Origin of the sequence: Pedobacter sp. UBA4863 (assembly GCF_002399615.1) — a bacterium.
GTDB lineage: Bacteria > Bacteroidota > Bacteroidia > Sphingobacteriales > Sphingobacteriaceae > Pedobacter.
In genome coordinates, this window is the sequence record NZ_DHDZ01000051.1 from 1 (window position 1) to 12003 (window position 12003).

The 12003-nt window shown below is 36.3% G+C and carries 9 protein-coding genes; all 9 read right to left on the reverse strand.

Annotated features, from left to right (window positions below; all coding sequences use genetic code 11):
* A partial coding sequence (locus B3I52_RS13565; protein ID WP_293302139.1) for a hypothetical protein occupies nucleotides 1-190 on the reverse strand: 190 nt, incomplete at its 3' end.
* Nucleotides 191-279: 89 nt separating this feature from the next.
* Nucleotides 280-756, reverse strand: coding sequence for a nuclear transport factor 2 family protein (locus B3I52_RS13570; protein ID WP_293302142.1), 477 nt, complete (start codon nucleotides 754-756; stop codon nucleotides 280-282).
* Nucleotides 757-920: 164 nt separating this feature from the next.
* Complete coding sequence (locus tag B3I52_RS13575) at nucleotides 921-2459, reverse strand: RagB/SusD family nutrient uptake outer membrane protein (protein WP_293302146.1); 1539 nt, start codon at nucleotides 2457-2459, stop codon at nucleotides 921-923.
* Between the two features lie 14 nt (nucleotides 2460-2473).
* A complete protein-coding gene (locus B3I52_RS13580; protein WP_293302149.1) occupies nucleotides 2474-5710 on the reverse strand; it encodes a SusC/RagA family TonB-linked outer membrane protein in 3237 nt (1078 codons plus the stop codon).
* 313 nt (nucleotides 5711-6023) lie between these two features.
* Nucleotides 6024-6890, reverse strand: a complete 867-nt coding sequence (locus B3I52_RS13585) for a helix-turn-helix domain-containing protein (protein ID WP_293302151.1) — start codon at nucleotides 6888-6890, stop codon at nucleotides 6024-6026.
* A 7-nt stretch (nucleotides 6891-6897) separates the two neighbouring features.
* Nucleotides 6898-7254, reverse strand: coding sequence for a hypothetical protein (locus tag B3I52_RS13590; protein ID WP_293302154.1), 357 nt, complete (start codon nucleotides 7252-7254; stop codon nucleotides 6898-6900).
* 85 nt (nucleotides 7255-7339) lie between these two features.
* Entirely contained in the window at nucleotides 7340-7966 is a 627-nt protein-coding gene (locus B3I52_RS13595) for a response regulator (RefSeq protein ID WP_293302156.1), read from the reverse strand.
* A complete protein-coding gene (locus B3I52_RS13600; protein WP_293302157.1) occupies nucleotides 7963-10878 on the reverse strand; it encodes a ligand-binding sensor domain-containing protein in 2916 nt (971 codons plus the stop codon). The genes B3I52_RS13595 and B3I52_RS13600 overlap by 4 nt, the downstream gene beginning before the upstream one ends.
* 148 nt (nucleotides 10879-11026) lie before the next feature.
* On the reverse strand, nucleotides 11027-11959 hold the full coding sequence (locus tag B3I52_RS13605; protein ID WP_293302187.1) for a hydrogen peroxide-inducible genes activator: 933 nt from the start codon (nucleotides 11957-11959) through the stop codon (nucleotides 11027-11029).
* Nucleotides 11960-12003: the final 44 nt, after the last annotated feature.

A 12003-nucleotide genomic window follows, 5' to 3' on the forward strand; every position in this document is an offset into this window, starting at 1 on the left:
TATTAATCGAGTTCAGGTTAGTAAGAATTCGTTGGTGAAGATTTAGCCATCCAATCAATTCATTTTTTTCGATATTAATAGTCTTTTGACGCAATGATTTCATATCAAAATGATCTTTTTGGCAAGATATTGTTGTTGTTAAAAAAAGTGAGAGTATGAATAAATAGATTATCCTGATTTTTTTGTTCATTTTAGTAAGAGCTTTTTTATGATTTCGTTTATAATACCTCTAAATATCAAACCTCGTAAGCCTTCAAGGCTTACGAGGTTTATTTAGGGCTAAACAGTAATATTTTTCTTTTCGTCAGGTTTGTTTTTACCGTCTAAATAAAATTTGTACACGTTGGTAATCTTCCAATCTCCATTTTTATCTTTTTCCAATACCAAATAGTTTATTTGTCTATTATCGATATCTTCGTATGCAATATTTACTTGTGCCATCACTATTGCATCTGTAGTGCTAATAATTTTCGAATTAATACGACAACCTTGTTGTTTTACTCCTTCGTTTTTCTTCATTTCGTTAATAATGGCAGTAGCGCTGTATTTTAGCACCCTAACATCTCTATTGAACGAGTATTGTGCATCTTCGCTTAATACCCTCTTTAATTCTTGAGAATCATTATTTAAAAAACTGTGCATAAACCCATTTACCACTTCTTGGTAATTACTGTTGTTTTTAGGTTTTCTGTTGGCAAAGGCTGTGTTTGCGATTGTAGTACCTAGTATTAAAATCGCTAGAACTTTAAGTTTCATAATTCTTGTATGTTTTATGATTAAAGCTCGGCTTAAATTTATTTAAACAATATGCAAAAAACACCTATAGTACTGAGTAACAGAAATGATAGCTTTTTTATTACAAAGAAAAACATCGCAGTTTTTGGCTGCGATGTTTTTCTTTGTATTGCCGGAAACTAAAATTAAAAGGCTAATTTATTGAAATCAGTTTCTTTTAATGGAAGTTTCCAAGTCCATTTATTGTTTTCGGCAGGCGTAAAGGTTTTAGCTAAAGCAGTAATAAAATTTCCTCCATCGGCATAGGTTTTTCTAGAAATGTTATCTCCCCAGCGTTTGGCATCAAACCAGTCGAAACCTTCGCCCCAGAGCTCTATAGCACGATATTTTTTAATTTCGGCCAATAAAGCGGGTCCAGTTTGAGTAGAGGTGTATGAAGGGTCTCTTCCGCTAGTTTTGGTTAGTGCAATTAACAGATTTTGTACATCTGTTGCCGGCTTGTTCTGGAAATATTTAGCTTCAGCTTCAATAAAATACATTTCCGAAGATCTAAAGTTGTTCATGTGGCCTACACCAGGTAAATCATTTGCAGAAATTTTAAATTGCATATAGGCGTAAGGGGTAGCATCACTCCTAATTAAAGGACGAACCGCAAAAGCTCGGTTACGCAAAGTACCATCAGCAGCAGCAGCTCTTCCGGTAGAGGTATTATAAGTATATCCCGTTGGATCTAAAAACAAATTTCTCCTAATATCGGTTGCTGGTATGGAGTTATAGAGCTCTCTACTGATACATTTTGGTGTAGATCTTACAGCGCCCGCACTAGAGTTATAAGCTATGTAAGCGAAATAAGAATAGAATTGGATATTCTCGTCAGAAGCGCCATAGGTACTCCATATCCATTCTTGATTAGGATTAGAAAAACCAGCATTATATTCTGCTACTGTCATTAAAGGAAAACCAGTTCTAGCTTTTACCGCATTGGTTTCGGCTGTTGGGTAATCTTGTCTGTTTAGCGCAGCCCTAGCGTAAATTGCGTAAGCCACGTTGCTGTTCATTTGATAAGAGGCAGTTCTGGTTTTACCAGAAGAGGCGTATAAAGCAAGGGCTTTATTCAAATCGTCGTAAATAGAATTATAGGTTTCTAACATAGTAGATCTTGCCAAATCTCCTGTAGAAAGATCTTTACGCAATACCAGCCCAGCTGCTGCTCCATTGTTAGAATCGGCCCATCTGTTGCAATAAAGCTGAGCCAACATGGTGTAGGCATAAGCCCTATAGGTTAATGCTTGTGCCTTAATCCATTGTTTATCTGCTTCTGGCCCTGTTGCGCCATCAACGTTTAAGATAATGGCATTGGCATTGCCAATTAGCATGTAATAGTAATACCAAGGATAATATAAATATGCGCTGTTAACACTTTCGTTAAATTCGCTATTAATAATTGGTGCCCATCCCGAAAGATCAACAACAAAGTGGTTGCCCGGATAATTACCATACCACATTTTAATGGTGCCTTCGCCATTAAACCCTTGACTTTGCAGGTATTGACTAGACATCAGTTTAGCAATGCCATTAACCGCGTAAGCCGCGTTTTGGGTTGTTTCAAAAACTGTTTTTGAACCTGTTGCATTGGTAGGGGCGGTATCTAAATATTCTTTTTTACAAGATGCCGTTATTAGCACCAATGCAAACACCAATAGGTTATATTTTAAATTTTTCATGTTTAATTCTTTTTTTATAAGCCAATGTTAATTCCAAAAGATACTGTGCGAGGCGTAACGTAAGCGTTATCATGTACGCCATTAAATGCCTGTTGTGGGTTCATGCCCTTTAACTTGGTGAAAGTAGCCAAGTTCTCTACTGCCACATTAACACTTAGCGAATTTAAATCCAACCTGCTTAATAATGATTTTGGTAACTTATAACCCAAGGCTATATTTTTAACCACGAGGTACGATCCGTCTTGCAAAAATCTAGTTGAAGTTCCGTTTGTTCTGTCGTTTCTAGAAAAATCAAGAATAGGTGTTCCGTTAGGATCAATACGGTTAGGAGAGGTTGCAGTCATGCCATTAGGTACACCATTCCATGATTTTAATACATCACGATGTAAGGTGCTTACTGCTCCCGACATCGATATCAAATCTTGGTAAGAGTAATCGTAAGTTTTGCCGCCCACAGCATAAGTAAATAAACCAGACAATGAGAAATCTTTATAATTTAAGAGAGTAGAAAAACTTCCGAACATTTTTGGAATAGCGCTTCCACTAAAATCTCTCTTTGCATAAGTGTTGTAATTGGTGTAGTACTGTCCATTTATTTCTACCAAATTTTGTGCGGGAATAACGCCTTTACTAGGAGCAGAGCCGTTAACGTTATAGTTTTCAGTATCTGGTAAGTATAAAGAATTACCTGTCATTTGGTCAACACCTACGAATTGATAAGTCCAAAATTCGTAAATACTTCTTCCTTCCATTCTTTTAAACAGGCCAGATACAATACCATTTTGTCTGTTTTCTTCTGGAAGTTTCAATATTTTATTCTTCATCCATGTGGCATTAGCACCTACGTTCCACCCCCAAGTACTGTTCTTTATAACATCTATATCAAAGGTAAACTCTAGCCCTTTATTAGAGATGGAGCCAATGTTTTTAGTAATTACCGCTTGTGCCGAAGTTGTAGCTGTGCCTCCGGCAGAGAATGGTAAACTCACATCAAACAATAGGTTTTGCGAACGTTTATCGAAATATTCTAAAACAAAGTTTGCTCTTTTAAATAAACGGCCTTCTAAAGCCACGTTTGAAGAAGAAGAGGTTTCCCATATTAAATTTTCATTAGGGTTTTGGCCAATCGTTAGTGCCGATTGATTTGCATTTTGCCTTAAAGTATATAAAGCCATATAAGCATAGTAACCAGCTGCTGCATCATTACCCACCTCGCCATAAGATGCTCTCAATTTTAGGCTATTAATACTATTTGCTAAGGGATTTAGGAAATCTTCTTTAGAAATAATCCACGAACCTCCAACAGACCAGAAATTACCCCAGCGAGAAGCACGTGAAAATCTAGAGGTCCCATCTCTTCTAAATGAGGCATCTGCGTAATATTTGTTGTTGTAATTGTAACGTGCCCTGCTAAAAAATCCTTCGGTACGATAATCTACCTGATAATCTGTAAGGGAAGCAATATTGGTGAAGTTAATCCATTCTGTTTTTCCGGCAAATGTTTCAGTATTTTTAGCGCCGGCTATATAGTTGTAATTGTAGAAAAAGTTTTCGTGTCCAGCCAAAACATCAATATTATGCTGCCCAAAAGATTTGTTCCAATTTAGCAATTGTTGTGCAGTAGAGTTTTTGTAACGATAAAGGGTTCTGTATGCACGGCCCTTTACGCCGGCACCATCGCCAATTATAGCATTGTCGTAAACATGCTCTTCGGTGTTTCTTACGTTTAAGTCGCCTTTTACTGTAAAAGTAAAATCTTTTAAAAATTTTACATCAACATAGCCTTGTCCGTTTAGGGTATTTCTAAAATCGAAATTCTTGTCAAGCTCATTTTCCCAAATGGTATGGCGGCCAGCATATTGGTTACGCGATAAAACCCCATCGTCATAAATTTTTTGTCCATCAGCGTCCAATATATACTCGCCTGTTGTAAGATTATGTAAATGTACTGGATATATAGGTGCTATATTTCTAGCATAATTATAGGGGTTAATGAAAGACCCCGCACTACCTGTTGTTGCAGATAAAAAATTTGATTTTTGGTGTGAGCCAGAGAGGTTAAATCCAGCCTTAAGCCAAGTTTTAGGAGTAAACTCTCCATTTACACGACCAGTAAAACGGCTATAATCAGACATTTTCATGTACCCTTTTTCATTAAGATAGCCTGTTGAAAAGAATAAGCGGCTTTTATCAGTAGCGGTACTGGCATTTAAGTTATAATCTTGGCGATGGCCTGTTCTTTCAAAAATAAACCAATCTAAATCATCAACATAACCTGGTAAAATTGAGGCATCTGCTACCATTTTTCCATTCGCATCAAATAGCTGATTGCTCGGTTTATTAAAGATATTGAGTTTTAAATAATCGGATATCAAATTGCTTGTTGCTCTGGCGCCAGCGGCTGCTTCAGTAGGGTATGTTGTAGGGTTGGTTGACATTAAGTTGTTCTTAAAACCCATCCACATGGCTTCCATATATTGTTTTGGGTTTAATTTCTCATACTCATCAATACCTCTACTGTAAAAACCCTGATTTGAACTTACATTTAAATTCCCTGTACCTTTTACTCCGCTTTTGGTAGTAATAATAATTACCCCGTTAGAAGCTCTATTGCCATATAAAGAAGAAGCTGACGCGTCTTTAAGCACGGAGACACTTTGAATATCGTTGGGGTTGATGTCTGACACATTACCTCCAAACGGTACCCCGTCTATCACATATAATGGGCTGTTATCTGATAAAGATGAAAATCCACGGATACGTACACTGGGTTCTGAACCAGGTTGCCCTGCTGTGTTGTTTACCTGTATGCCCGGAGAAGCTCCTTCTAATACAGCAAAAGCGTTTGTTACAGGTCGCTTCTCAATGTCTTTGGCTCCCAAGGTTGCTACCGATCCGGTAACAGCTTCTTTGGTAGATTGACCGTAGGCAACAACTACCACTTCAGCTAAACTTTTGGCTTCTGATGCTAAGCTTATATTTATGCTGTTTCCTGTAATTCTAACTTCTTGCTCCTTGTAGCCAATAAAGCTAAATACCAAGCTTTTTACGCTTGTTGGTACCGTAATGGTAAATGTACCCTGATTTGTGGTTTGTGCAAATTGAGATGCTCCTTTTGCTTTGATAGAGACTCCAGGTAATGGCAAGCCATCTGTAGCATCTAAAACTTTGCCCGTTATGGTTCTATTTTGTGCCTGTACTGCAAAATAAGACAAAACGGTAATCACTAATAATAGTAATTTTTGTTTCATAATTTAATAGTTAGTTAATTAATAAGCTTTTATGGGCTTTATGGCAAAAACCATAAAGCCATCTAACACAAAGAAAGAATAAGACGATTCGAGAAAATATGCGAAAAACACCTTTTTAGTTTAAAAGGGGTGATATTTTTGAAGACTGGGTAAAAAAGCAAAAAGCAAACTGCCAATCCTGGTGTTTGCTTTTTAATTAATTATTAACTAACGGCTAAATTCCTTCTACAAAATTTGTCCGTTTTACCTATCTCAAAGGTATGGTGGCATTATTTTAAAAAATATGCACAAAACACCTTTTTGTTTTTCGCTTTTAAGCGCACTGCTCTTTCCTAAATTTTGATGGGGTCATTTGCGTGGTGTGTTTAAACAGCCTAATGAATGAACTGGTATTCTCGAAGCCAACTAAGCCAACAACTTCGCTAAGCGGATAATCGGTTGTTTTTAAAAGATGTTTTGCCCTGTTAAGACGCAACTGCATTAAATATTGATAAGGGCTAATGCCATAGGCCTCTTTAAAAGTTCTAAGCAAATGATTAACAGATAAGCAACAGTAAGCAGAAATTGCGTCTAATGATACGTTTTCGTTATAACTACTGTTGATAAACTCCTTAGCCAATACTAAACGTTTAATTATTTCCTCTCTGGTTTTAGTTTTAATAAAACTAAGCCGGCTAATTTTTTGAACTACTTCTTTCTGATAAATGCTGTAATAATTTAAGAGACTGTGGTGCAAGTATTCGTTAATTAACATTTCATTATCAAGGCCTTTGTCTATCTGGTTTTTCAAGTGTAGGATTGTGTATTTCATATCTCCCACAAAAGGGTACAACGTTTCTAAAAAAAGAGGGCTATCCTGCAATTTTCCATCAAGCAAACTATCGTCGGTTAGATGGCAAGTGCTATTAAAATCTCTTACAAAGCTTGCGTTAAAAGACAACGAAAGTGTATTAACTGGCGTAATTGAATCTATGCTGCTTTTGTATTGCGTTCCTACGTTAAGTACGGCGAAACTATCTGGAAATATGCTGATATTTCTTTTGTTAATAGTACAATTTTCTACCCCAGAAAAAACAAATTTAATGGTATAGGCTTCGCTATCTGCAGGCCTGTAAAACGACTTGCATGTATGTTCGCTAATAATTCTATTATGATTGCTCAACTCTCTTATGTATCTCATTTTATTATTATTCGTTATACATGCGGGATTCTAATAAGAAAAAATGATTGCCAAAACCATCGGTAAACTCGGCCATTAATCCTTCTGTAAAATAGGTAGGAGCTTGCTTAAAAAGCACTCCTTTTGATTTAAGCAAGCAGTATTGCTCAATGCAATCTTCGGTGTTTATTTGTATTTGATTGGTTTGGCTAGGGCAGGTTTCTTCCGATAGGACAATGGTCATTCCATCATCTGGTTTACTAGCGATACAGGTTGTTTGGTCTAAAAGCTCAACCTCCATTCCTAAAAAATCACGGAAAAATATAATTGCTTGCGTTAAACTGCCTATTTTAACATATAAGCAGTCTGTAATAGTCTCGCTCATCCCTGTTGCTAATTTGTGTGATATAAAATTAGCTGCAGAAAGAACGTGATATATCACCCCTTTTGGGTGATTTTAGCATACTCTATTAGATAAACCTGTTTTTTGTGGCGGTTTTTATGGCTTCTGATTTAGAATTTACGTCTAGTTTAATGTAAATATTCTTTACGTGGCTGCGTACGGTATTTTGATCAATAAATAGCTCATCTGCTATTTGTGTTTTGGTTTGCCCGGCGGCAATACGCTTTAAGATCTCGGTTTCTCTTTTGGTAAGCGGCGAATTTAAGTTCTTTTGAAAAGAGTGCATTACAATTCTTGCTACGTTTATGCTCATTACCCCTCCGCCATTACACACATCTCTAATTGCTTCAATAATTTTCTCTGAACTAGCGTTTTTGGTCAAATAGCCATCAGCTCCCATATTTAAAGCTTCGAAAACGGTTTCTGCCGAATCGAAAACGGTTAGTATAACGATGTGGGTATTGGAGAGCATTTTTTTTATTTCGGGAATTGCTTGTAATCCGCTTGTTCCCGGCATATTAATGTCTAATAGTATTACCTGTGGAGCGTCTTCTTTTAATTGTTTTTTTGCCAAATCGTAAGAGCCATACGAGTTAACTATAGAAAAGTCTTCTACATCCGAAAGCAGTAGCTCATAACCCTTTCTTAAGATTTCATCATCTTCAATAATTACGATTCTTAAATTGTTACTCATTTTTGTAATGATTTTATACCAGAAATTACTATAGAGGTGCCGTTTTTAATACCGCTTTTTATAACGAGGCCTGCATTTATACGCTTACATCTAGTCTTTATGTTTTCTAGTCCTTGGCCTTGCTTTATCTCATTTAAATCGAAACCTATCCCATCGTCTATAACTTGGATTTTAATTGTCTTATTCGCTTCTTCAAAAACACTAATAGTTACTTTATTGGCATGGGCATGTTTTAAGATATTAGTGAGGATTTCTTTAAAAATTAATGTTAGGTTTCTATTTTGTTCCATAGACATGTGCCGTTGTCTATATTGCTCCTGCACATCTTCCATTTGAAAGCTAACCGTTGTATCTTGGAAAAGATCTATACCAAAATCGCGGATGTGTTGCATAATTTCATAAAAGTTATCGCTTTTTGGGTCTAATGCCCACAGCACATCTTTTGTGCCTGTGTAAAGAAAACCAGCATTTTCTTTGATCATTCTAATCAGCTTCTTTTGATCGGCTTGTTGCTCGTTTATCTTTTTATCTAAAATTTCTGAAAGTACATTTATTCTCGTTAGCTTGTTCCCAATATCATCATGAAAATCTTCTGCGGTTTGCTTTCTAATTTTTGCCTGTTCTTGTAATTTAATTTGTTCAATCTGTTTCTTTTTCTGTTCCCGCTTTTTAAAGATGCTGTAAATAATTGCCCATAGCAAAAAGATAAATAAGGCTATGACAAGTAATTTAAACCACCACATATCGTAAAACGGCGGAACAATAACGAAACTAAATTGGTGTACTGCCGATTTTTGTCCACTAACTTCGGCATATACCTGAAATGTATAGCTGCCAGGCTTTAAAACAGAATATTCTACTTCTGTACTTGTTATGGGTTTGCTAAATTCGTTATCTAGGCCAATTAGTTTATACCGATAGTTGATGTTTTGTGGATTGTTGAGCGAAATGCCCTTATAGCTTATAGATACGTGGTTTTGGTTAAAGTTGAGTTGTAATGGCCCTTGTGCACTTTCGTTGATATAAAAAGAAGTGTCTTTTTCTTTATTGGTTTTATGATAGGCATTGATTTTTTGTAGAAATACAAATGGAGCATTGTTTTTTTGCTGTATCTGGGCGGTATTGCATAGCATTACGCCGCTTGTTGTTCCTACAATAATATCGTCGCCATATTTTACAAGGGCATTTTGGTTACACTCTACAATTGGCGAGTTCTTGGTAATAACTTCATATTCGCCTGTATTTCTGTTTGGTTTTAATTTGTTGATGCCGCGTCCGGTGCTGGCCCATAAAAAGCCTTTTTTATCAAACAGCAAGCTATATACATCGTTTGAGTTAAGTCCTTTTAAGGTAGTAATTTTAGCTGTTTTCTTGGTTTTGGTATTATAACTGATAATGCCATCGCCCAAGGTGGAAAAAAGAATATGGTTTTCTTGTTTTATGATGCACAGCACATACATATCATTAAGTGCCGGGATATTAAATTGGTACTGTATCTTTTTGTCTTTGATGAGGTATGCTCCAGAAGACGTGCCTAATAAAATGCTGTCTTTTGCATAATTGTACAGGCACGAAACCCAGCCTTTAAAACCACTGATTTTTTCAAACATATGGTTTTTTAGGTAAATGATCGAGGTCATTTCGCCAAGGTAAAAGGCACCTGCTGTATCTTGTACAAATGCACTTATATTTATGCCTTCTGTAAAAGGTACTTGTGCAAATCTTTTACCGTCGTGTTTCCACAAGCCTTGGTTTTGTAACGATACAATAATGTTTTGGTCGTTATCGGATCCTAAAAGGTAAATGTTTTTGTTGCTAAATAACGATGAATCGGGCTGCGTAATAACATTGCCATCGAACTTAAAAACACCATTGTTAAAGGTAGATACCCATAGGTTTTGATGTTTATCTACTGCTAAACCGCTAATAGGAAAGCCAATATGTCGGCCCTTATACCTATCGTATTTGATAAAAGCATTGCCATCAAACTTAAAAATCCCATCGGTAAAGCTAGATATCCAAATGTTGTTTTCGGCATCATTAAAAACGGCTGCAATTCTGTTGTCGGTAAGTCCGTTTTGAGAGTTAAAAACAATTAAACTTTTATCTGGTGCTAGTAAATAAGCCCCTTTCATGGTCGCTATCCAAATGTTTTGGTTGGCGTCTATATCGGCATCAAAATACGCCTCAATTGCTGTATTGCTATAAAACGGAATTAAACGACCGTTTTCATATATAAAGATTCCCTTGCGCAGGGTAATAATATAAAGCCGCTGTTGGTTTTTCTTGTCGAAAAGTAGCTTCACCACATAGTTGTCAGAAATTTCCTTTGGAAAGTCAATATATTTTTTCCATTTTTCTCCTTTTAACACCAAAACACCTAGCCCTCTAAGGGCAACGTACAAATTACCTTTGCTATCGACATTAATAGTTGTTGCACTATCATACTCTGGGTCTTGAAACTCCATTTTGTTATTGCGCAAGCGGAACAGTTTTCTATCGCTTATTCCCCAAATGGTACCGTCTAATGCCCTGTGCAAGTTTGTAATGGGCCGATTAGCCGCTATTTTTTTTACAAGGCCCTTTTCTACAACATTAATCCCGTTGTTAGAACCTATAATTATTCGGTGTTGAGCGTCTTCGGTAATGCAGTTAATGTTGTTTGATAGCAGCCCGTCTGCTTTGCTGTACGATGTAAAGGTGTTTCCATCGAAACAACTTAGCCCTCCGTTAGTTCCTAACCATAATAAGCGGTTACTGGCCTGAAAAATAACGCTCACTTGCGATTGCGGTAAGCCTTCTTTTAGATTATAATTGGTAAAATTATAGTTTTGAGCCCAAAGAAGAGCCTGAGGTAAAAGAAGTAAGAAAAGTAAGTTTCTTACAAAGATGGAAAATAGCTTAATTAACATGCCTCCTCAAAATAAGGTTATTTTATTTTTCAGCGAACCACCCGAAAAGGGTGATTTTTAGTTAAGACTATTAATATCCTCAGTTATTACGAGTTTTGTTAAAAATAAAAATACAACGAATTAGTTTTAGACTTTGATTTATAGCACTTTATATCCCCACCACATCCTTTTTCTTCGGGTTTTTCATCTCTTTTGGAATAAGTGCCAAAATTTCATCTTTTAGGGCATTTAGCATTTTCTTTTTTACAAAGTTTTTATGAGTTACCAAACTTATTTCGCGTACGGGCTCTGGCGATTTAAAGTAACGCACTTTATTCAGTTGTTTTGTGTTCAAATCATGTAGAGAAAGCGCAGGCAATAGGGTTGTGCCATCATTCACATCTACCATTCTGATAAGTGTTTCTACGCTGCCTGTATTGTAGGTTAATGCCTGTAACCGGTTGTTTTTGGTTGATCTGCAAATATTGAGCACTTGCGAACGCATGCAATGGCCTTCGTTAAGCAACCAAATATTCTCGTCTTCGAAGTCTTCGGCGTTTATTGTTTTCTTTTTGTACAGGTTGCTATTTTTACTTACATAACCTACAAAAGTTTCGTAGTATAAGGGCAGTTCGTTAATGTTTTTATCGGCCAAGGGTGTCGCTAAAATACCACAATCAATTACCCCGGTTTTTAGGTTATGAATAATGTCTTCGGTAGTATATTCCCAAATTAGCAACTTTAATTCTGGATATTTGGCCAACATCGCAGCAATGACATCTGGTAGTAAATAGGGGGCAATGGTAGGAATAATCCCAATTTTTAATTCGCCGGTTATCTCTTTTTGCTGATTGTTAATTATTTCTTTGATTTTGCTGCTTTCTTGCAATACTAGGCGAGCCTGTTCTATAATTTGAGCGCCTATTTCGGTTGGTATAACCGGTTGTTTACTTCTATCGAATATCTTTACATTAAGAAACTCTTCCAGCTTTTGTACTTGCATACTTAAAGTTGGCTGTGTAACAAAGCATTTTTCTGCGGCACTTACAAAGCTTCTATAAGTATCTACGGCAATAATATATTCCAGCTGAACTAAAGTCATATAGTTAAAATTTATAGAAAGTACCCGTAGTGCATTATCAATAA